We start from the raw sequence: 24057 nt of genomic DNA on the forward strand, positions 1-24057 counted from the left end.
CAGTTACTACCCTAAAAAATCAACAACTTTAGGTTAGACGATTACTTCCATACTTCAACACAGTATTAACCCTACGCTAAAATGATAGATTTAACGCGCATCAAAATATGGATTGCCCTGCATTCCTTGCCATAAATCTGATTGTTCTAATTGATAAGCTAATTGTAATAAACGATGCTCTTCTCCTTTATTAGCCATGACTTGCACCCCTAATGGCAGTTGTTCATAAGTAAGGTGAAGTGGTAAAGACATTGCCGGCTGACCAGTTAAATTAGCTAGTTGCGTAAACGGGGTATAGGTTAAACTTGGAAGGAACATATCATAAATGACCTCTTGTTGTTCTTTTGCATTAGCTGCTTCCATCTGGTCTATCAGTCGCTTCTTTCCTTTTTCGTTCCAAGTTAATTCTCCAACTTTTGGCGCTACATAAGCAGTAGCAGGCGTAATATAGAAATCATATACTTTATGAAAATGAGCCATTTTCTCAGCAGCTTCATCCCAAGAAGCTAGACTGTGAGAAAATTCAGCCGCTGATACAGTTTGACCAGCACAATGCAACAACCATGTTTCGATTTCTACATCTTCGCTGGTAACCTTTCTTCCGATCATTTTTTCCAACTGCATCATTAACGTAGCAATTTCACCACTATTCATTAGATAATAATTTCGCATGAGTTCTTTCCCATCGATGTCAGGATCCCGTTCTTCTACAAAGCATCCTTGGCGTTCCAGCCATCGCACTGTCTTCAAGACTGCTTCCTTCGCATCATTGGACACAGGCGTACCAACAGGTGAGGTGACAGAATATGCAATACGTAGTTGCTCATGCGGTGTTTGGTACATCGTTTCTAGATAGCTTTCCAAATAGAGCGGGGCTTGAAATGCAGCTTCAGGTTGAGTTGTCTGTAAGACGTCTAGCATTGCTGCACTATCACGTACAGTTTTAGATAACACAAAGTCAATCGCCGCTCCATGCCATTGCCGTCCAACTCCTGGTCCCACTGGTGTTCTCCCTCTTGTCGGCTTTAGACCAAATAACCCAGTAAATGAAGCAGGGATGCGAATGGAGCCACCACCATCACTAGCGCCTGCCAACGGTACAATTCCAGCCGCAATAGCAGCTGCTGATCCACCGCTCGATCCACCTGGTGAATATTCCAGATTCCAAGGATTTCGTGTCGCCCCGTCTATTTCTGGTTCTGTAATGTTTTTCAATCCAAATTCCGGTGTACTCGTATGACCAATAAATTGAAAGCCAGCATCGCGAAAAGCACGTACAAAGTGAGAATCTTGCTTTGCTGTTGAAGCATGTTCCTTCAATAATTTGGAGCCTGAAGTTGTTCGCTCCCCCATTAATTGTTGCCCTGTATTTTTCAGCAAAACAGGTACACCATTAAATGGTCGGTCTCCTTCTATATACCTGTCTAATTCTTTGTGGGCCTTATCCATGCGCTCGGAAACGACTGCATTTAGACTGGGATTAATAGATTCAAGCTGTTCTAACGAAGCTTTTAGGAGTTCTTTTGGTGTTGTTTCCCCTTTTCTTATCAATTCAGCTAAGGCGGTGGCATCATAGTTTATATACTCACTAATTTTCACTGCTACACCTCATTATTCATTTTCTATCAGTGTAACACTACAAAACGTAAATTTCCAAGCGCCTATTTCCCATTTTGTTCATTTTCACCCTTCTCCTCTTTTTTCCATGGCGGATCACCATATTTATGAAATTTTTGATTTATTTTAAAAATGACCAATGGAATAATAAACGCAAGAGCTGTGTATATAAAAGTTTCTATACTAGGTAGAAAAGAAGGCCAGCCATTCATATTGAACACCCCTGTCATCAGTGTTTTGCTCCCGTTTAAAAATCCACTTTTTTAGCATCGGAAATCAAATGAAGAACCGTGCAGCTGCATGTTGTTCGCTATAATTGTAATTGCACGATTACCGCTGCTTGGCTTTACGTCTTTTTTTAAAGTAACTGATTAGCAAAAGAACAATTGTCACGCTTCCTGTTATAAAAACACCATACATACTAACAAAATCCCCAAACTTTTGTAGCGATAAAACATCTTGGGGCAACATCCCGATAAGGAATACAATTGGAGCAAGAATGTAAATAAGCAATTTTTTCTTCACCTTAAAGACACTTTCCAATGCATAAATAGAAGCATCGAAAGCCATTGTTACTGTATTAAAAATAGCCATGATCCAAATAACAAAAAAAATGGAGTCAAATCGTTCAAAAAAACCTCCTGGTATTTCAATTTCTTTGGCTAACTCAATAATTGGATAGTTCAAATTGCTCGTCCCTGTAAAACCGAATACACCGATACACATTAAATAAATGATAATATAAAATACAGGGACCATGGACATTCCAATCGAAGCTGATTTCGGTGCTTTTTTTGGTGTTCTTACTAATGTTGTATAAAATAACAACATAAACAAACCTGTAAATGCAAAGGCACTACTCTTTGTAGCCAAAACATACCCTTTCAGATCTGTTTTAAATACTGGTAAATAATTAATTGTATCAAACCAATTGATGGAAAATATGCCAACGAGAAATATAATAAATACAATAATTGGAAAAAACATCATATTTAAACGAAACAAGCCTACTCTTGACCCAGAAATCGCATAAATAACCACGAGTATAAAGGTTAATGCAATAACTTCTATTGGTGTACGATCGAATAAATACTCTTTCGCAATTTCAGATATAGTCCGAAGAACAAATCCGGAAATCAAGATGCCCTTTAAAGAAAGTAGAATTGTAATGATAATAGCAACTGGTTTCGTAACCAATGATCCAGCAAATTCGACAAATAGTTGATGCGGATACATCGAACAGAGCTTTGTAATAGCCCAAGCTAAACCAGTAAAAATGATACCTGCAATAAGAATACCGACCCATCCATCTGAACCAACTGTAGTTTCCGCAATTTTTTTTGGTAAGTTTAAAATTCCTACCCCAACCGTAATGGAAGGAATTGCAATCATTAATTCCTTATCACTAATCTTTGCATCAGCATACTCAAACTCCCGCATTCTTATCTCCTCTCATCGAACCTGAAACTTTATCATTTGGTTGTAAATGCTCAGGTCTGCTTGACAACATTGGTATTGGCATACGTAGCACCAGGTCCTTCCAATCTTTTATGAAAGTTGGTGCATATGGTGCTGAATAAGGTATACCAAAGCTTTTCAGGTTAACGATATGGATATTAACCATAATATAGACAAGGATAATCCCATATAACCCTAAAAATGCAGCCGCTACCATAAATCCAAACCGAATGAGTCGAAATGAAATAGCTACACTGTACATTGGAATCGTAAATGAAGCTACCGCAGTTAACGCAACAACGATAACCATGATCGGACTAACTACCCCTGCCGACACAGCAGCTTCACCAATTACCAAACCACCTACTATTCCAATTGTCTGACCAATTGTCTTTGGCAATCTGGCCCCTGCCTCACGTAATAATTCCATCGTAATTGCCATTAGTACAGCTTCGACAAAAGCTGGAAACGGAACTCCCTGTCTCGTAGCCGCTATTGAAAAAGCCAACTGGGAAGGGATCATACCCTGATGATATGAAACTAAAGCAATGTATAAAGCGGGTAAAAACATTGTAATAAACGCAGCAAAATAACGAAGTCCTCTAATTAACGTACCAATTAACCACCGTTCATAATAATCCTCTGGTGATTGAAAAGCACCTCCGATAGTGGACGGAGCAATTAGAACAAACGGGCTTCCATCCAAAATAATGACAAATTTCCCCTTTGTTAGGGCTGCTGCTGCTTTATCAGGTCGTTCACTATTATCCATTTGTGGAATTGGCGACAAAAAGCTATCTTCTATCCATTGTTCAATATAACCTGATTCTAATGCGGCGTCTGTATCAATCGACGCCAGCCTTCGGTTAACTTCGTCTAATATTTGTGGGTGAATAATTCCAGCAATATATGCTACAACTATTTTTTTCTTTGACCTTCTCCCAACATCATGTACTTTAAAATGTAAGTTGGGGTCACGGATGTGTCGCCTAATTAACATTATATTTGTACTTAAATTCTCCACAAATCCATCCCTTGGTCCACGAATCAATGATTCAGATACTGGCTCCTGTATTGCACGACTTTCCCACTTCTTTGTATCTAAAAGTAGAACACGATTGACTCCATCAAGTAAAAACACAGAACTCCCAGACAGTAATTCAAGCATTAGCTCGTCCATTGTCGCTACATTTTTAACCCCAGAAATACTGATTAGTTCCTCATGAATAAGAGCTATTAGATTATCGAGATTAGTTGGTAATTCCTGCTTCCGTTCAATTTCTCCCAAATTTTTCAACACGCTTTGTTCAATTTGAATGCTATTTGATAATCCATCTAAGTAGACAATGGCACATTTGTGATTCGCTAAACGAAGGTCTCTAATAACTAAATCCATTGGCGAATCTAGCATTTTTTTAATATTATCGATATTCTCTTTTAATGTTTTCGTTAAATTTGTATTAAAATTTTCACTCGTTCTGTTCTTTTGTTTTTTTCTTTTTATTACTCGCCGAGCCAAGCAAATCACATCCTACTAAAGCAAAGTTTATCCCGCATGTAACTAATAATAAGACCTTCACTTCTATGCTAAGAATTGTTCACGTATGGCATGGAAGGTTCAACTGCAAGTCAAATGTCCAATCCTGTTATTTCGTTCAGATGCCTTTAGTTATACCCTTGTTTTGCTAACAAAAGATTAGAAAAAATTGGCTTGTCGCCAAGTCTTATGGCGGAAGCCTTTGTTTTTCTTATACTATAAACCAAAAAAATCTTATACTTTCCTATAGTGGAACAAAGGCACAAGCGCCCGTTTAGCAACGTAGCGAATGGAACGAATCAACTAAAGATTTAGGAATCATGCCAGTAAAACAGGGGGATGCCGACGTCTGAGCGGCAAGCCCGTTTTTAGTTGGCCTTCCTCTTAGTGACGAACCGATGATGACTTACCGTAGGGCACATTTCTAAAGTCGCATCGTTGCTGGGCTCATGCGCTAGACGTGGCTATTCAGTTATTTCGTTATCCACAAGTACCTCATTTTATACTTTCTTACTTTTAAAGAAACTCTCCTTTTATTGAAGGGTCTCTTTACGCAGTCGTTTCTTTCACATATCGTCCCAGGTGCTTGCATTAGCCAGTTTCCGTATTGCTCCATATGGCTTCTTCATCTTCTTTTCCATGCTAAAGTTACACTATTTTTTGGACAAAAATAAATTGTCTTTCTTCTTTTGCCCGATATCCCTTTGTTTTATACAATCCTTGTCACATCTTTCTGTATAAGATTCTTTTTGTTGCTTAAACTATGATTGTGAAACCATCTGATATTTTGAAAGGAGTTTACTTCATGAAGCGTACCAATTCTGTCGCTCTTACTTCTTCTGATATTTCCCCATTATGGGATATGTATCAAAGTGAAACGATTATAAAATGGGGGATTGTATATTTTCTGCAGCATGTGGAAGACAATGCTATTCAACAATTATTAAAAGAAACGTTAACTCTTGTCGAGAAAAATCTTTCTCATATGGAGGACATTTTCCAAAAAGAAAGCTTTCAAATCCCTTTTGGTTTTACGGAAGAAGATGTCCATTTACAGGCTCCTCGATTATTCTCGGACATCCTTTATCTGGAATATATATACAATATGACTTTTTTTATGATGAGTATGTATAGCTTCGCTTTTTCAGTTGCTGACCATAAGGAAATCAGTGATTACTACGCCATTAATCTGAAAGCAGCGATAAAGCTAAATAAACAAGCAAAAGAACTAGAGAAAGAGAAGGGAATTTATATTCGCTCTCCACGCATACCTCGACAGGAAAAAGTAGCGTTTGTTCGCGACCAAAATTATCTTGCAGGGTGGTTTGGCGAACGCAGACCTTTACTCGGTATGGAAATTACAAATTTAGTGTTCCACTCAAAACGCAATGCCTTGGGACATGCTGTCATTACAGGATTTAGTCAGGTAGCTCAATCAAAAGAAGTAAGGAGATTCTTTGAAAAAGGCAGAGATATATCAGGAAAACATTTAGAAGTGTTTACTTCTATATTGCATGAGGACTTCTTATCAGATGGTGCCCTTTTAATGACTTCAGAAGTAACGGATATTAAAATCGCCCCTTTTTCGGACCGTTTAATGATAACTTTCGTTGCGAATCTAATTGCTTCCAGTATTGGACAATATGGTTTTTCTATATCTACAAGCCCCCGACATGATTTAAGTTTACAGTATTCTCGTTTAATGGCCGAAGTGGGAAAATATGCGAACGAAGGTCTGAAAATACTTATCCGTCATGGTTGGCTAGAACAACCCCCCATGGCTGCAAACCGCAACGATTTGGCGAAATAGGATACTCTATGGAAACAAACGTAGGCAAGAAAAGCAAAAAGTTGGAGGCTTTACTGTGGAGCATTGCGTTACCAGGCTTTGGTCAATTGTTGAATCATAAGTATATGAAGGGATTTTTGTTGATTACCTTAGAGTTTATTATTAACGTGATGGGTAATTTTAATCAAATCATTATCTATAGTTTTCAGCTTAAAATCGAAGAAGCCATTGAAGCAACCAATTATTCATGGTTAATGTTTTACCCGTGCTTATACTTTTTTGCTATTTGGGATGCGTACAAAGATGCAGGCGGAGGAGAAAAAGCCTTTTCCTACCTCCCACTTGTGTTTTCTGCCTACTTTGTAACCATTGGACTCATTTTCTCATCAAAGTTAAAACTATTTGGCTACTTCATTGGTCCGATGTGGCTTCCAATAATTTTTTTACCAATTGGGCTTAGTATAGGCGGGGTTATTCAATGGATCTTACTTAAAATATATACAAGTAAATGAAGAGGCTGGGACATAAGCAAATACTATATAGGAAAAGCCGAATAATCCATTTATCATTGTTCGGCTAATAGGCATTTAAAAATTTTATCACCGCTATGTCAAAATACTTCGCTTTCCGCAGGTCTCTTCAGCTTCCTCGTAAGCAAAAACCGCTTTCCTGTGGGATCTTCAGATCGCGCTGTTCCCACAGGGAGTCTACCTATTTTGACTACGCTAAAACTTGCGTATACACAATTGGCGATTTATGGTTCGTTTTTTTAATCAGCCGCTTTCGTTATGTCCTAGCCTCATTTATATATCATGTTTAACCGATGGTAGCAAGGTAATGGTACCAATTTCACCCCTTAACACTAAACAAATAAATTGTATTTAAACAATTTTTTTATTTTTCTTTTAAATAAGTATTGAAAAAATTCGTATTTATTATATAATTTATCTAGTCGACAATATTAAGATACAGACCTATTATACATAGAGGTGAAGTGAATGACTGGGAATCCATTATTAGAGGTAACAGGATTAAAGACCTATTTTTATTTAGAAGATAACCTTGTAGCTCGGGCTGTAGACGGTGTTGATTTCACAATAAACGAAGGAGAAACGTTAGCAATTGTTGGAGAGTCAGGCAGTGGGAAAAGTATCACTTCGCTCTCCATTATGCAGCTTGTTAATAGGCCTGGAAGAATTATTGAAGGAACGATTTCGCTTGAAGATGAGGATTTATTAAAAAAATCTAGTAAACAGATGACTAAAATACGCGGAAATGAAATAGCAATGATTTTTCAAGAGCCAATGACAGCCTTGAACCCAGTTTACACCATTGGAAACCAAATTATCGAAACAATCAAAAAGCACAAAAAGTTATCTAAGCAGGCTGCACGTGAAAGAGCCATTGAATTATTGAACATGGTCGGATTTCCACGAGCCAAAGAAATCATGGATGAATACCCACACCAATTATCCGGAGGCATGAGACAACGAGCGATGATTGCTATGGCTATATCATGTGATCCAAAGCTGCTTATAGCTGATGAGCCTTCAACTGCCTTAGATGTAACCATTCAAGCACAAGTCTTAGATCTGCTTATGGAGATGAAAGAGCGTTTAAATATGTCGATTCTTTTAATTACGCACGACCTTGGAGTAGTAGCAGAATACGCTGATCGTGTTCTGGTGATGTATGGTGGTCAAATTGTTGAAGAAACAGAAGTCAAGTCCATATTTGAAGACACGAAGCACCCTTACACTATTGGCCTACTAAACAGTTTGCCAAGTCTAGACAAAGATGTCGAGCGATTAGGAGCCATAAAGGGTTCTGTGCCTCCAGCCCATAGTTTTCCTAAAGGGTGTCGTTTTGCCGACCGTTGCCCCCATGTCATGGACCAGTGCAGAGAATCGAATCCAGATTTGCTGTCCATAGTCCCAAATCACAAAGTACGCTGTTACCTTTATGAACAAGGAGGCCGCTCTAATGGCAATCGAACAAGAACAACGACTAACACAAAAATCTGAAAACAAACAAAATAATGAAATTATCATGCAAGCAAACCATATAAAAAAATACTTTCCTATCAAAGGAGGTATACTCAAGCATACGATTGGCCATGTAAAAGCTGTTGATGATATTTCTTTATCTATTAAAAAAGGAGAGACACTTGGTCTAGTTGGAGAATCAGGATCTGGAAAGTCAACACTCGGTCGGGTTCTACTTCGCCTTTTAGAACCTACAGAAGGAGAAGTTTTATTTGAAGGAACAGATATTTCTCATTTAAACAATCGAAAGTTACGTAAATATCGAAAGGATATGCAAATGGTTTTTCAGGATCCGTTTGCCTCTCTGAATTCTAAAATGAGTGTTGGTGAGTTAATTGAAGAACCTTTGCTCGTACAAACTTCAGCTACAAAATCAGAACGTAAACAAAAAAGCATCGAATTATTAGAAAAAGTTGGACTGCGAGCTAATGACCGTACAAAGTACCCACACGAATTTTCTGGCGGTCAGCGCCAGCGAATTAGTATTGCTCGTGCTCTGGCACTTAACCCGAAGTTCATTATATGTGATGAGCCAGTATCTGCGTTAGATGTTTCCATCCAAGCACAAGTTTTAAATTTAATGGCAGATTTACAAGAAGAATTTAACCTAACCTACCTGTTTATCGCACATGATCTAAGTGTTGTCAAGCATATCAGTGATCGTGTAGCCGTTATGTATTTAGGGCGTATCGCCGAACTTGCACCGAAGAAACTACTCTACAGTAACCCGCTTCACCCGTATACGAAAGCATTGCTTTCATCCGTCCCGTCAACAAATGTACGAGAAAAAAGAGAAAAAATTAAACTTAGTGGTGATTTACCAAGTCCAGCAAACCCGCCTTCTGGTTGTGCATTTCGTACGCGCTGTCCTATGGTACATGACCGTTGTGGAACAGAACGACCGGAATTAAATGAAGTGGAGAATGGACATTACGTTGCTTGCCATCTATTTGATTAGAATGCATTAATTTCAGATTATTCGTATTTTTGTTTTCCTAATAAATGGTAACGGTTTCTTATTTCTGAATAATTTGTCTTTTTATCCACTTCTTAAACATATACTTAAGGAGGTGGTTACATCCTGAAACAAACTGGTGTACACCTGTAATCCTATTCAACTAATAAGGGGGAATGAATGCGTGTTAAAAAAGAAATGGTTGCTGTTTTTTGTATTTATGTTATCAGTTGGATTTGTATTAGCAGCCTGTAATGAGGATGATTCATCCAAGGAAGAAGGAAACAAAACTCAAGCTGAGGGTGGGGATGATGGTGCAAGTGGTGAACCACAAAAAGGCGGGACGATAACTGGCGCAATGGATACTGCACCAGCCGGTGTGTTTAATCCTATCTTTTACGAAGAAGCATATGAGGCAAATATTCTTGATTTTACACATGAATCTTTAGTAAGCCAAAATAAAGAGTTGGAATTCGAACCGCATCTTGCAAAAGAGTGGGAAATCAATGAAGATCAGACCGAAATCACTTTAAAGCTTGAAGAAGGTGTAAAGTGGCATGATGGCGAAGAATTTACTGCTGATGATGTTGTCTTCACCTATAAAGCAATATCTACCCATGGATACATTGAAGCAGGAGGAATTCGTAGTTCCGAATTTGCTGAAAGATTATTAGGGTATGAGGAGTTCAGTAAAGGGGAGACAGATGAATTTGAAGGTGTTGTAGCTGAAGATGATTATACGGTAACCTTTAAATTTACCGAGCCAAATGTAACGATTTTAAAGGATGTTTCCTTTTCAATTATTCCGGAGCATATCTTCGGGGAAGTGCCTATCGATGAAATGCCAGAACATCCTGCAACTCTTAATCCAGGAGAAGTAATTGGAACAGGGCCTTTCAAATTTACAGAAATGCTTGAGCGGGAGCAATATGTATTAGAGAAACACGCAGATTATTGGAAGCAAGAGCCTTATCTGGATAAGATCGTCTGGCGTGTTGTTGACCAATCCGTCATGTTAGGATTATTAGAAAGCGAAGAAATTGACTTTATTGCTGATCCAAGTGGAGTTCCTGCCCCTGACTATGAAACCGTTTCTGGTCTTGAGCATGTGGAAATTATTGAACAACCGGACTTTGGTTATCAACTAATGGGGTTTAAAATCAATCATCGTACAGATGCAGATGTGGAAGCTGGTAAAATTGAGCCGGATAACTGGGTTCCAAATGAGGACATGAGTGAGCAAAAGGTTCGCCAGGCAATGGCTTATGCTATTGACCGTAACGCTCTTGTTGATAATTTACTTTATGGTCACGGTTCCGTGATTAACGCGCCGATTGCACAGCAATTTTGGGCTTACGACGAAGAGGCCGCGACGAAATATGAATTTGATCCCGAAAAAGCAAAATCATTATTGGATGAAGCAGGCTATAAAGATACAAATGACGATGGTTTCCGTGAAACTCCGGATGGAAAAGAGTGGGTTGTCAATTTAAACTATCCAACTGGAAACAAACTTCGAGAAGACTCAGCACCAATTCTAGAAAAGTTTCTGGAGGATGTTGGTATTAATATTGATTTACGTCAGCCAAAAGAAATGACAGCATATCAGGAAGAATTAGAAAAAGATAATTCAGATTGGGATCTCTATCTTCTTGGCTGGAGTTTAGGAAGCGGTGACCCTGACCCTGTTGGCTTATGGAATGCAGGAGCTCCTTATAACTATTCACGTTGGAATAATGAAGAATCTGAAAAATTGTTAAAAGAAGCCGTCAAAACGCCGGAAGCATTTGAGCAAGAATATCGAGCTAAAAAATATAGTGAGTGGCAATCCGTCTTTTCAGAAGACCTACCAGCGCTCTTACTTTATGCACAAAATAAAATTTATGCACATAACAAACGCTTAAATGGTGTCAATCCAATGCCATACTCCTATAATAACGAACCAGAAAACTGGTGGGTTTCCGATTAACTCTATTCATTTGTGAAAAAGGACGTGCGATGCTTTGCATGTCCTTTATTTCCTAACTCTATATTAATTAAAAGCCTTCTAACACGAATTTACTAAGGGAGGAAAATTCATGTACAAATATATTATCCGCCGCATATTAATATTCATCCCGATGCTTTTTGCTCTCACCATTATTGTGTTTGGGCTTGCCCAATTAGCACCTGGAGACGCCTTATCCGGTAAATCACTCGCTGATCCAAACGTTGATCCGGAGATTTATGAGCAGCAACGGGAGGCGTTAGGCTTAAATGACCCGATTCATGTACAGTATTGGAATTGGATCAGTTCAGCAGCACAAGGAGATTTTGGTAACTCTCTTATCTTTAATGGTCGATCTGTTATGGAATTGATTGAAGCCCGATTTGCCAACACCTTATATTTAGGTCTTTTTTCCTTAGCCATTACCATTATTGTCGCTATCCCTATTGGTATTTATTCTGCGAAAAAACCGTATTCCTTGCTCGATTATGGAGCAACTGGGTTTGGTTTTTTAGGGCTTGCCATACCGAACTTTTTCTTTGGATTAATAGCGATTTATGTCCTTTCGATTAACTTAGGCTGGTTTCCCTCACAAGGAACACTTTCATCTCCTGGAGTAAGTGGATTTGCTGCATTTACCGATCGAATCCATCATATGGTTCTTCCAGGTATTACCCTTGGCTTAGCTGGCACAGCCACCTATATGCGTTATATGCGTTCAGAAGTGTTAGACGTATTAGGTAGCGATTATATACGAACAGCAAAGGCAAAAGGCATGTCTGAACGTAATGTACTTTATAAACATACATTACGAAATGCACTCATTCCAATCATAACATTAATGGGATTTGAAATTGGTGTGTTATTAAGTGGTGCTGTTATTACCGAACAAGTGTTTCAATACCCCGGTTTAGGAACATTATTTTTAAGTTCTGTTATGAACCGTGACTTCCCTGTAGTTATGGCAATAGCCTTGATACTAGGAATTCTTATTTTAATTGGTAATTTAATTGCCGATATCTTATATAGTATTGTCGATCCAAGAATTCGATACGATTGAGGTGAATCAATATGCATACAAATTTAAAAAGCTCGTTACCTACAGGACCTGAAAATGCGCCTGTTGACCAACAGTATCAGCATAAAACACCATTTCAGTTGGCGTACCAACGATTTTTGAAAAACAAGTTAGCTGTCATAAGCGTATTTGTTTTATTGGCTATTGTTATTGTTTGTATTTCTGCTCCCTTATTGACAAGTCAAGATCCGATTGAGACAGATGTGTTTAACATTGAAAAAAGCCCTACTGATGAACATATATTAGGTACAAATGGACAAGGACAAGACAATTTTGCCCGTTTGCTTTACGGTGGAAGGATTTCATTAATTGTTGGATTCAGCGCCATGTTTTTTACCTTAGTCATTGGAGTGCTGCTTGGATCAATCGCTGGTTATTATGGAGGGAAGGTTGACAGCATCATCATGCGCGGTGCAGATATAATGTTAATGTTACCATTCCTTGTACTTGTGTTAACCATTATGGCAGTTATTGATAAAGTTACCATCGGTCTATTTGTTACAATTATCGCTTTAACATCCTGGCCAAACCTTACGCGAATAATACGTGCTACATATTTATCATTACGCGAACAGGAGTTTGTGCTTGGTGCTCGTGCCATTGGAGCTAGTGATATACGAATTATTTTTAAGCATTTTATTCCTAATGCCATTGGTCCAATTATTGTAAATGCTACGTTAATGATGGCAACATACATTATTGTTGAATCAGGTCTTAGCTTTATCGGTTTTGGTATTCCCCAACCTACTCCAACATGGGGGAACATGATCTCTGAAGCACAGAATATACGAATTTTACGTGACCATCCAGAGGCTTGGATACCTCCAGGGTTAGCCATTTTAATAACCGTATTATCCATTAACTTTATTGGCGATGGGTTACGGGATGCCTTTAACCCGAAGAGTAACCGAAGATAGCAAATACAAAATGCCTAACGAGCAAGGATACACGCTATCCATGTTCATTCAGAGTGGAATTTGTCCCTCCCACTCTGAATGAATGATGGATATAAAATAACCTCGCAAATACATAAGTAATTTTTCAATACAAGAATTTTTTTGATATATCCGGTCAAAGGATACGGACTCAAGTGTGTTTGAAAAAACATTTTTTTGCGTGTCACGCCTTCTCCAATCACCCCCTATCTGCCTGAACAAATTGGAATTTATATTGCCGTTATCTCTTACTTAGATTTCCTGTCCTTCTCTCAACTATTAAGCGTAGATTTTGCGGTACCTTCCATTCAAAGTAATCCATGTTCCTAATAGATACTTTTGCTAACTTATATGACTCAATCCCCATATACTTTATAGTCTTTTAATCATCCGTAAAATGCATTTTTGTTTCATTATTTCAACTGAAACTGATCCACAATTTCATTTAATTCATTACCTAGATTAAATAACTCCTTAGATTGGTCAACAACCTCTCCCATGGAACCACTTGATTGCTGTGCTGAGGCTGCTGTCTGTTCAATTCCAGCTGATGATTCCTCTGTAACAGACGCTATGTCCTGAATAGCTTCATTCATTTGACTGCTATTTTCTTTCATTTCTTGTAAATGCGTAGCCATATTTTTAATAATTTGTACCATTTCGCTTACAAACATGGTAATTCCACTAAATGTTTGCTGTGTAGCAAGAATTTGAGATGTGCCAGCTTCCACTTCTTCATAGCTATTTTGCAATGTTCCCGCTACTGAAGCTGAGTTTTGCTTAATATGTGTAACAATCTGCGTGATATCTGATACGGAATCGCTTACTTGTTCTGCAAGCTTTCTTACTTCATCCGCTACAACAGCAAACCCTTTTCCATGCTCACCAGCTCTTGCCGCTTCAATGGCAGCATTTAAAGAAAGTAAATTAGTTTGCTCCGCAATATCTTTAATCGCTTGAACCAAATGATTAATTTCTTGTGATTGTTCATCCAATTGCTTTACTTTATCTACCGCATCTTTCACGATGAGGTCAATTTGGCTCATTTGTTCCGAAGAAGATTTCATCATCTGATCCCCTTCTTCAGTCATCGTTAAAATTTCCTGTGATGCCTGCCCAATTAGCTTTCCTTGCTCATTTGTCTCACTTACTTTATTTGTGAAAGCTTCCATATTTATTGCTAAATCACTAGCTCGGTTTGCTTGCGTTTCTGATCCCGCAGCTAATTCTTGCATCGTTGTCGCTATTTGTTCTGCTCCCTCCATCACTTCTTTTGCAGATAAGGAAAAAGATTTCCCATAATTATTTACTGCTTCTGATACGACAGTGATCTTATGCAGAATGATGTTAAGGTTATCGCTTATTTTATTGGTCGTTTCCATCATCTGTCCAAATTCATCCTTTGAATGAATAGATAATGGCTCCATATGCACCTTTCCTTTAGCAATATCCTTCATTCGTGCCAACAAACGCACCAGTGGCTTAGAAACAGACTTCACCGTCACGCTGGCAATCACAATCACTAACAAAATTAGTCCCACGGTAGATACGATAATCCATGTTTGTGCGTCTTGTGCTTCGGAAACAATCTTTTTCTTTTCATTATCCAGCTTCTTTGTTTCAACATCTAAAACCTGTTGAACGAGCGGTTCAATTTTTTCAGATCCTAAAGTTTCTGCTTCCGTGGTCATCACATTTATTGCTTCTTCCTTGTCATCGGCTTCATACAGATTAAAACTATCATCTACAGCACGGTGCCAGTCTTGCAGTGTATTGGATAATTCCGTAACTTGTTTAGATGCTACTAGATTCTGTAACGCTTTCAATAATTCATTTCCTTTTGTTTGTATATCTTCATATTGTCGGCGAAGATTTTCTTCTTCATATAATAAATACCCTCGTGCTAACGCATCCTGCTCAGATATGTTAGCACGGAGACGTTCAGCTAATTGGACGGCCTCTAATTTTGAACTTACCATGAGCTCCACTTGTTGATTTGCTTTGAAAGCATTGTAAAATGAATATGCGCCAACTACGATAAGAACAAAAACAATAATGATATAACTTATGAATAATTTATGTTTCACACGGTTAAATCGCATTAGTCTTTTCATTTGGTCATCCCTTTCTGTTTTAATTAAGCGCTGTTGCCCATTATATCGGCTGATAATAGCAAGAGATAGATGTTTTTAGTTAATTACATAATTTTCTGCAAACTAACTCCTTAAAAAGGTGAGCATTTTATCAATTTACTTCTACTTCCTAAAAATCTATGCGTATATTGCCTTTAGAAATAATACTTTAAATGCAAGATAATAGGTTCAGTTCTCAACGCACTTCCCTCCTATACTTTCAGACCTTCATTTAACTGAAGGCTAACCTCTTACAAGCAGTTCATCTAAAGACCCTGTACCTTAATTTTTTATTACATAACAAAAAGGAAGTTAACAAACGAAAGTAACTTCTATATACTTAAACTATTAAGGAGGTAAAAGGATGAATAAACTAGCTGTCTTTTGTGGCTCGAGACCTGGAGCTTCAACGACTTATGTAGAAGAGGCAACAAAGCTTGGGGAGGAACTAGCTAAGCAAAACATTACCCTCGTATACGGTGGCGCAAGTGTTGGTATTATGGGAGCAGTCGCGGATGCTGTTCTTAATGAAGGCGGAGAAGTAATCGGGGTTATTCCTGAATTTCTAAAAAACAAAGAAGTCTATCATAAAGGATTAACGGAACTCATTATCGTTGATTCCATGCACGAAAGAAAAATGACCATGGCAAATTTAGCGGACGGTTTTATTGCCTTACCCGGAGGACCTGGTACTCTGGAAGAATACTTCGAAGTGTTTACTTGGGCACAATTAGGTTTGCACCGAAAGCCCTGTGGGTTATTAAATATCCAGCACTATTATGATCCACTACTTTCCCTGTTCCAACATATGACAGAACAGCAATTTATGGAGCAAAAACATTTCGACGTTGTTTTATCTGATACGGAGGCAAAAGCATTAATAGAAAAGTTCCGTATATACGAGCCGCCTGCCATTAAAACCTTTTTAAAGGAGAAGCAAACCTAAAATACTTCCTGTCAGTTTGAACAAATCAGGCATCTACGAATTAAAATTTATTTGCTTTGCTAATAAGTTCAAATTGGAATATTTATATAACTTCAATATTAGATAATATGAATCTTCAATTAAAGGGGGCTTTCATCATCCCCACTGATTGTTAGTACGCAATGATATGAACCAAAGGTCTTTTACGAAATAGGGCACTATCTCGCACTTAGACTTGTTGCTATACAGATTTTCCACTATTGAAGCCTAGGTTTTTATAGCATCTTATATGCAGGATAAATAAAAGCGGCAGACCGGGAAAATGGTCTGTCTTTTATTTTTTAATCAATTTCTAATCTTCTTCTCCTTTCGTTCATAGAAAGATCGTTAATTATAAACTGTATAGAGCAACTAAACATGGAAGGAGGAGCTAAAAGGATATGAGCATATACATTGTAATTATTTTAGTTGCAGGTTTGTTAATAGGTTGCAATGATAAACAGGTTTCAATAGAGGAACCAGCTAACACTACAAACAACACAGCAGATACTGTTCCGGTCAATAAGGATTTAAAAGAATATAGCATTTTAGAAGAAAAAGTAAATCTAGCCAACTATAAGCTAAATATCGTTGATGACAATCCATACAAGCGTGTTATTTTAATAGAGAATACAGATAACAAAAATGAATATAAATCCATTTTTATCAAAGAAACAAACCGACTTAAATTAATTCGATTAAGAGATGGTATTATGTATAATAAAGTGATTTCATAACGATACAGCTGACAATGATACGCTTGGACTCCAAATAATCATGAAGTAAAAGTCCTACAATTGCTTACTTGTCGTCTACAAGGGAAAGCAAACTTTGTAAAGTTTCTCCAGTCTCTCCATGTGCTGTTATTTGATGTTTTGATTGATTTCAGGAAAAATTTTAGCATGATCGCTACTGAACCAGCAGTAGATACATACTTTTGCTTTCCGCGACCGAACAATTATTCAGTGCTTACTCGGGAGCAAAAAACGGCTCCCAATGAGATTTTGGCTGTTCCATTTCCACAGGACAAGGAAAACTACGGCAGTGAACATCGCACTAAGAAAATGTATTAGGAAACTTCTTGTATATCTACTTCTTTCTAGCTATTCCAAGCCTTGATGACAGGTCTAGACGGAACCATTTCCAAGGAGGAAAACACCACATAAGACCGATATTTTTACAAAAAAATCCGAATATATGAAATAGAATGAGTACCCTTTATCATTGGTTTTTGCAGGAAAAATGGTGGACTTCCATGCTATACTGAAAACTAAAGTAAAAAATGGAGTTGGTTAGTATGGATCCACTAGATATCATGATGAGGCTTGATCAGATCGTTCCATACTTCGATCCGATTATAAGTGCAGAAAATCAATTCATTATTGGGTATGAAACGATCCCATATTTTCAGGACGATGAAAATGAATTACATAATCTCCTTTGGTTTTTTAAAGATAGCAGCATCCCAAGTGAATTTAGGCTAGAGCTTACGCATAATGTTTTGCAAAAAGTGTTAGATGCTTATATGACGACAGATCAGTCGCAACTATTATTTATTCATTACGATGCAAAACTGTTGCTCAAAAACAATGGCGACAGTATGATATCTATTTTAGAAACGTATGAAAACCAAGGCCTCTCATTGAATAGGCTAGTTCTACAGTTTTCAGAAGCATTTGTTAGCGAGCATATTGCTTCATTAAAGCATTTATTTGCATATATTCAAACATTTGGTATCCAAATTGCCATTGATGATGTGGGAGAGAAAAACGGTAATTTAGATAAATTAGCTTTAATTAAACCAAATATTATTAAAGTTGATGTTTCATTTTTACAAGAGGACGATTTGCCGCAATTATATCAGGATGTTCACCATTTACTCTCAATGCTTTCTCGCAAAATTGGGGCTGCTTTATTATTTAAAGGAATCGCTTCTTTTCATCAATTAAATTACGCGTGGAGAAATGGTGGGCGCTATTATCAAGGGGAATATCTAGAAAAAACACAGTCGGAATTCATACCGATGGACAGCTGTAAGGAAAAAGTGAAAAAAGACTTCCAGCATTTTATTACGTTCGAACGAAAAAAAATGTGGGCACAACTGGATTTAACAGAAAAAATAAATGAACAATTAAAGAACACATTAAAAACTGTTAAATCAGATGACCCTTACGATAAAACGATCCTTTCTGTTGCCAATAACTGTGATGATTATAGTTTTCGAGTCTATATTTGTAACGAAGCTGGTTTTCAGTTATCTTCCAATGCAGAGAAAGATGCAGATGGTACATGGCGTTTACTACCCGAAGGCAGACAAAAAAATTGGAGCTGGCGCCCATACTTTTTTGAAAATATCGCACGGATGAATATGGAAAAGAAAGGGATACTATCGGACTTATATACCGATATTGAAAGAGATGAACGAATTCGAACGTATTCTTACCCTATTTCTTCAGATCGTTTTATCTTTATTGATATTCCATATGATTTTCTCTTTGAACAAGAAGGTTTATTGTAAATAATGAATTACTTGTAAACAGTATGTTTTTTTACAGAAAAAATATTTACCCACTTTATTCTAAGAAGAAGTTAAATTAATAGGAAACGTGTATTACAATGTCCAGAACACATAGGGAATCTTCCACCAATTGGGCCCCTTGCCCATTGGTGGTCAGCCCCTAAGTTGGCTGACCTAAAAGCTCGGTTCAGAACGGAGAGGTTTACTTCAAGTCAGTTATCCAACTTATCCTTCTAAAAGTTTGCCCATAGAGTACGGAAGTTCTGTCTTACCGTCCGTTTATGCATGATAGAGTGAATCTTCAATCAGTGGGGGTTTTCATCCATCCCTCACTGATTGTTAGTACTGTAATGGTATGACCTAAAGGCTCTTACGAAATAGGGCATTTAGGTGCTGTTATCTCCCACTTAGACGTGTTGCTATACAGATTATCCAACTCCTGAAGCGGGAGTCTTATAGCACCTTATATACGGGATAAAATGTGAACAAATTATCGTGTCCACTTGACAGACGTCGGTGCAAACCTATTTGTGAACTTCGGTGTCTTTACATAAAATTCCATCAAACAATATCTAGCGAATTTATAATTTCCTAGCATATACATGAAAAAACTGAAATAAAATCAATGTATTTTAATTAGATTTCATCCTAGTGTATCTACTTCATCATATCTAGCCTTGATTGAATTGCTTTCAACTTAAATTGTCGTCTTCCCAGTCTGTCTGCAAGTCCTCGATAAATGATTTTAAAACAAGTGCTGCTTGCACGCAATCCGCTAAATTGGTCCACTCTTGTGGATTGTGGCTGATACCATTCTCACTTCTTACAAACAGCATAGCAATTGGCACTTTCTCTCCAATAATCATCGCATCATGACCAGCACCACTCGGTAAATAAAACGGCTGTATACCTTGTTCCTTGATTGAACGAGCTAGCAAATCCTGCATTTCCTTTTTAATTGGTACAGGCTTTACTTTCGTTTTTTCCGTTACCGCAACTTTTAGCTGCTGATCGTTTGCTATTGTCTCAGCCAAATGCTTCACCTTTTCAACAAGCTGATCTCTCGTTTGCTCATAAATATCTCTTATATCCACGTATAATGTTACCTTACCTGGAATAACGTTTACTCCATTCGGTTCTACCAATTGTTTACCGATTGTCGCTACTGCCGTATCATTGATGTTGCCAGGAAGTTGATTCACTTTCGAAATAAATTCGCTAGCTGCGACTAAAGCATCCTTTCGATCATTCATCGGGGTATTTCCTGCATGACCTGCTTCACCATAAAAAGTAATTTCAAGCCAGCAAGGACCAGCGATCCCTGTTACAATACCACAAGGTAGATTTTCTTTTTCCAATCGTTTACCTTGTTCAATATGTACTTCAATAAAAAGCGCTACTTCTTCCATATCACGTGTCGCATTTTTATAGCTATCAATGCTTAAATCTCGTTGCTGCAATACTTCAGAAAAGCTATAGCCATCTCGATCGATCAATTGCTTTTTCGCTTCTATATCTCTACCGCCAATCATCCCTTCACTACCATTTAGCCCCCCATTAAAACGTGAGCCTTCTTCATCAGCAAATACAACAATTTCAAGCGGGTGTACCGGTTGATACTTTTCATGCTTCCAAGCTTCAACAACCTCTAACGCTGTAATTACTCCTAATGTGCCATCAAAATGTCCCCCATTGGGAACTGTATCTACATGTGAACCACTCATAATAGCAGGGAGGAAATTTCTTTTGCCAGCTAACCTGCCTATAAGATTACCAGCCCCGTCCCGTCTCACTTCCATCCCAGCCTCTTTCATCCAGCTGGAAACCAGTTCTTGAGCTCTTGCCTCGTCTTCGGAATAACCAGGGCGGTTAGAGCCGTTATCAGCGGTTAATCCGATTTGGGAAAGTGTATGTAAACGCTCAGCTATCCGTTTTCCGCAAATTCCATTTTTATCAAGCTTTGTATCATATCGCTCTATTAATCGCTTAAAAATACCATTTCCTTTATTACGAATGTTCATCACGTCCCTCTCCTTTAAATTTGCTGTAAAGTTAGCTGCTAATAACTCATAAGCAAGAAGAAAATGAATGGATTGCTTCTGAGCCAATGAAATAATCTACTAAAAATAAATCACCCCAGCACGGATCATCATACCATGTACTTGGTTCATTTTTAACGTATTATTTTAAAACTATAATAATTGAAACACATCTTTATCGTCAAGATGATAACGCCTTCATATTTTAGGAAGGTACTGTATCCGATTGTTCTTGTCTATCAAGTCAGGTTGATGTAAATGGCACATAAAAAGGAATCCTGTGCTTTATTCGATTTGTGTTTAGATGACTACCATGAATTGGATTTAGAAAAGTATTTTTTAACAAAATTCATTCAAACCCTCTAAGCAAATAAAGTGAATCTTCCATCAGTAGGAGTGTTCATATCTCCCACGCTTGTTAGTACCGTAATGGTATGACTTAAACGCCGCTTGCGAAATAGGGCAGATAGGTGCTGTTATCTCTACTTAGACTTGTTGCAGTACAGATTATCCTACTCCTGAAGCGGGATACTTACAGTAACTTATATACAGGATAAAGAACAAAGGCTCGGGGCGCCCGTTTAGCAACGTAGCGAATGGAACGAATCAACGGAGATAAAGGAATACGGTGAGGCGACGAACCGATGATGACTTATCGTAGGGCGCATTTCTAAAGTCGCATCGTTGCTGGGCTCATGCGCCGGACGTGGCTATTCAGTTATTTCGTTATCCATAAGCACCTCATTTTATACTTTTGTATGAAAAACAACTCTATTTAACTTATCTAACTCATTTATTTTAGACAGTATTTTAAGAATCTAAACATTATAAAGCAAAAGTTTTTTCATGATAGATGGTGGCTCGCGCTCTAGGCGAGCCATGCTGGTTTCTTATCTTTTTAGAAAAACTTGGCTTGTCGCCAAGTCTTATGGCGGAAGCCTTTGTTTTTCTTATACTATAAACCAAAATATCTTATGCTTTCCTATAGTACAAAAACAGACTGTCGAGGCTCTCGACAGTCTTACAGTCTCTGCAAAAATGATTAATTATCATTCTTCTTCTAGTTTTAGCCATTGATGAACCAATTCCTGATTATCCTCGACCCATTTTCTTGCTCCATCAATCGGCTCCTCTGTTTCATTCACATAAGTCATTAACTCTCCGATCGATGCATCATCCATTTTCCAATTTTTCAGCCATTCGGATACTTCTGGAAAGTCATCTTTAAAATCTTGTCTTGTCGCATGATGGATTTTTTCTACTTCTCCGTACACTTGCTTCGGGTCTTCAAGATATTTCAAGTCATATTGAGAAAATACCCGATGCGGATTCCAAAGTGGAGCAACGATCGGCTCTTCATTCTTCATTGCTTGAGCGATCTCCGTAATCATAGCCGGTTCAGAGCTTGGAATCAATTCGTAATCTAAATGATACGCTTTTATTAATTCTTCAGTTACTTCCATCGTTCCTGCACCAGCGTCAAAGCCCGTTATCTCCCCGTTGAACATATCCTTATGTTTATTTAGATCTTCCACACTATTAATTTCTTCTAAGTATTCAGGAACAACAAGTCCAACCTTTGCATTATCATACCAAGGTTCTTCAGAGAAGAATACGTTATTTTTATACTCTTGTAAATAGGCCTGATCCTGTACAGGAAGCCACACCTCTAAATTAATATCCAGTTCATTTTCTGCTAAGGCTTTCATAATGGTTCCCATATCTAACAAGTTTAAGTTCACTTTATAGCCCTGTTCTTCTAAAATAACCTTCCACATATTAGAAACAGCAATATTTTCTGCCCAACTAATTTGCGCCATCTCAATTGTACCTTTTTCCCCTGTTGATGAATCTGTTTCATTTTTTGAGTCTGTTTCTTCTCCACATGCAGCTAATAGAACGACTAACACCAAACTGAAACTGATTAACTTTCTCTTCATAAAAAACATAAATTGAGTTACTCTCTCCCATCCTATTTTGTATTGCGTTTGCAAAACCGTACAAGGTCAATTATAACCTTCGTACTCCTATTACTGGATCAAAACTTGCACCTTATCAGTGCCGAACCTTTTAGTAACAAGCTTAACTAGGGCAACCTACTTCTTCATTCCTTACCATACATGAGTGCTTTTTTAAGAAAAATTTTAAACCTAAGTCGCAAAATACATGCCTAAGGAATATTTTGTTACTTTTTTGGTCACCTTATATTACGGATTTTTCGGCAAAAATTCGTAAATCTCTTCTGATCGTATACTAGCGACTAAACGTTCAAGCCACCGGTAATATACCTTTGATTGTTCAAGCTGGTCATAGATTTCTCGTGCTTCCTCAATCAACTCACTTGACACATTCTCATCTTCAAAAATTTGATCTAACGTAAATTCTGCTTGTTTAATAGCTTCCATATTCATTTTTGCTTCTCGGTCCCACAATTGACAAAAATAAGACATAAAGGAATGAAAAAAGTCCTTTTCCGCAGCATACGTATGTTTACGAGAACCTTTTTGAAATTTTTTCTTTACCATTTCATTTTCTTGTAGCTTCCTAACGCTTGTACTCATACTCGGTTTACTCATGCCGAGTTCTTCGCGCATTTCATCGAGATTCATTTGCTCTTTAAAATACATGGTTGCATAAAGCTTCCCTGCGGCTGGTGTTACACCATACACATCCATCGTTTCTGCGATGGTTTCGATAACATAACCTTTTGCTTCTTCCAATTTTTCTCGTGCTATTTCATCATGAGATGCAGCCATTGTCTTCCCTCCTTTAAAATAAAGTGAACCTTCAATAATTGGGGTTTTCATTCATCCCCCACTGATGATTAGTACCGTAATGGTATCGCCTAAATAACCTCTGAACGAATCGAGCATTTAGGTGCTGTTATCTTCCACAAGACTCGTTGCTGGACAGATTATCCAACTCCTGAAGTGAGAGCCTTACAGCACCTTATATGTGGGATAGATTCGTTCAATACGTTAAATATATATTTTACAAACTTAA

The 24057-nt window shown here is 37.8% G+C and carries 18 protein-coding genes; 10 read left to right on the forward strand and 8 right to left on the reverse strand.

The genetic code is table 11. The annotated features are described in order from the left end of the window. Positions 1 to 90 precede the first annotated feature (90 nt). The 4 genes from BKP57_RS06890 to BKP57_RS06900 all read right to left on the reverse strand — a co-directional run bounded on the left by BKP57_RS06890 (position 91) and on the right by BKP57_RS06900 (position 4594). On the reverse strand, positions 91 to 1599 hold the full coding sequence (locus BKP57_RS06890) for an amidase (protein WP_072741236.1): 1509 nt from the start codon (positions 1597 to 1599) through the stop codon (positions 91 to 93). 62 nt (positions 1600 to 1661) lie between these two features. Beyond that, positions 1662 to 1829: a hypothetical protein gene (locus tag BKP57_RS21975; RefSeq protein ID WP_169770797.1), complete on the reverse strand. Its 168-nt coding sequence runs from the start codon at positions 1827 to 1829 to the stop codon at positions 1662 to 1664. Between the two features lie 118 nt (positions 1830 to 1947). Further along, positions 1948 to 3057 (reverse strand): GerAB/ArcD/ProY family transporter, encoded by a 1110-nt coding sequence (locus tag BKP57_RS06895; protein WP_050351843.1) that lies wholly within the window; start codon positions 3055 to 3057, stop codon positions 1948 to 1950. Beyond that, a complete protein-coding gene (locus BKP57_RS06900) occupies positions 3044 to 4594 on the reverse strand; it encodes a spore germination protein (RefSeq protein ID WP_050351844.1) in 1551 nt (516 codons plus the stop codon). Before BKP57_RS06900 ends, BKP57_RS06895 begins: the two co-directional genes overlap by 14 nt. Before the next feature lie 823 nt (positions 4595 to 5417). On the opposite strand from BKP57_RS06900, the gene BKP57_RS06905 reads away from it, so the two are divergent. The 7 genes from BKP57_RS06905 to opp4C all read left to right on the forward strand — a co-directional run bounded on the left by BKP57_RS06905 (position 5418) and on the right by opp4C (position 13383). Beyond that, on the forward strand, positions 5418 to 6422 hold the full coding sequence (locus BKP57_RS06905; RefSeq protein WP_050351845.1) for a DUF3231 family protein: 1005 nt from the start codon (positions 5418 to 5420) through the stop codon (positions 6420 to 6422). Positions 6423 to 6430: 8 nt separating this feature from the next. Beyond that, positions 6431 to 6913 (forward strand): hypothetical protein, encoded by a 483-nt coding sequence (locus tag BKP57_RS06910; RefSeq protein ID WP_050351846.1) that lies wholly within the window; start codon positions 6431 to 6433, stop codon positions 6911 to 6913. A 486-nt stretch (positions 6914 to 7399) separates the two neighbouring features. Next, entirely contained in the window at positions 7400 to 8425 is a 1026-nt protein-coding gene (locus BKP57_RS06915) for an ABC transporter ATP-binding protein (RefSeq protein ID WP_072741237.1), read from the forward strand. A gap of 25 nt (positions 8426 to 8450) precedes the next feature. Further along, complete coding sequence (locus BKP57_RS06920) at positions 8451 to 9404, forward strand: ABC transporter ATP-binding protein (protein WP_280528742.1); 954 nt, start codon at positions 8451 to 8453, stop codon at positions 9402 to 9404. A 181-nt stretch (positions 9405 to 9585) separates the two neighbouring features. Further along, on the forward strand, positions 9586 to 11370 hold the full coding sequence (locus BKP57_RS06925) for a peptide-binding protein (protein ID WP_050351849.1): 1785 nt from the start codon (positions 9586 to 9588) through the stop codon (positions 11368 to 11370). A 109-nt stretch (positions 11371 to 11479) separates the two neighbouring features. Next, complete coding sequence (locus BKP57_RS06930) at positions 11480 to 12448, forward strand: ABC transporter permease (RefSeq protein WP_050351850.1); 969 nt, start codon at positions 11480 to 11482, stop codon at positions 12446 to 12448. Between the two features lie 11 nt (positions 12449 to 12459). Beyond that, entirely contained in the window at positions 12460 to 13383 is a 924-nt protein-coding gene (gene opp4C / locus BKP57_RS06935; RefSeq protein WP_072741239.1) for an oligopeptide ABC transporter permease, read from the forward strand. Positions 13384 to 13814: 431 nt separating this feature from the next. Here the strand turns inward: opp4C and BKP57_RS06940 are convergent, their stop codons facing one another. After that, the gene (locus BKP57_RS06940; protein WP_072741240.1) at positions 13815 to 15515 is read right to left on the reverse strand and encodes a methyl-accepting chemotaxis protein; all 1701 of its coding nucleotides are present in this window, start codon (positions 15513 to 15515) and stop codon (positions 13815 to 13817) included. Between the two features lie 382 nt (positions 15516 to 15897). Here BKP57_RS06940 and BKP57_RS06945 point away from each other — a divergent pair, with 382 nt between their 5' ends. The 3 genes from BKP57_RS06945 (at position 15898) to BKP57_RS06955 (ending at position 19015) form a co-directional block, all read left to right on the forward strand. Then, positions 15898 to 16479, forward strand: a complete 582-nt coding sequence (locus BKP57_RS06945) for an LOG family protein (RefSeq protein ID WP_050351852.1) — start codon at positions 15898 to 15900, stop codon at positions 16477 to 16479. A 419-nt stretch (positions 16480 to 16898) separates the two neighbouring features. Continuing rightward, entirely contained in the window at positions 16899 to 17234 is a 336-nt protein-coding gene (locus BKP57_RS06950) for a hypothetical protein (protein WP_050351853.1), read from the forward strand. Between the two features lie 560 nt (positions 17235 to 17794). Beyond that, positions 17795 to 19015, forward strand: a complete 1221-nt coding sequence (locus BKP57_RS06955; RefSeq protein WP_072741241.1) for an EAL domain-containing protein — start codon at positions 17795 to 17797, stop codon at positions 19013 to 19015. 692 nt (positions 19016 to 19707) lie between these two features. Here BKP57_RS06955 and BKP57_RS06960 read toward each other — a convergent pair. From BKP57_RS06960 to cudC, 3 genes are all read right to left on the reverse strand, one after another. Beyond that, positions 19708 to 21123 (reverse strand): M20 family metallo-hydrolase, encoded by a 1416-nt coding sequence (locus tag BKP57_RS06960; RefSeq protein WP_306423700.1) that lies wholly within the window; start codon positions 21121 to 21123, stop codon positions 19708 to 19710. Between the two features lie 980 nt (positions 21124 to 22103). After that, the gene (locus BKP57_RS06965) at positions 22104 to 23003 is read right to left on the reverse strand and encodes a glycine betaine ABC transporter substrate-binding protein (RefSeq protein ID WP_050351856.1); all 900 of its coding nucleotides are present in this window, start codon (positions 23001 to 23003) and stop codon (positions 22104 to 22106) included. A 258-nt stretch (positions 23004 to 23261) separates the two neighbouring features. After that, positions 23262 to 23810: a choline uptake/conversion transcriptional regulator CudC gene (cudC, locus tag BKP57_RS06970; protein WP_050353470.1), complete on the reverse strand. Its 549-nt coding sequence runs from the start codon at positions 23808 to 23810 to the stop codon at positions 23262 to 23264. Between the last annotated feature and the right edge of the window lie 247 nt (positions 23811 to 24057).

It is taken from the genome of Virgibacillus sp. 6R (assembly GCF_001895305.1).
GTDB classification, from domain to species: domain Bacteria; phylum Bacillota; class Bacilli; order Bacillales; family Amphibacillaceae; genus Virgibacillus; species Virgibacillus pantothenticus.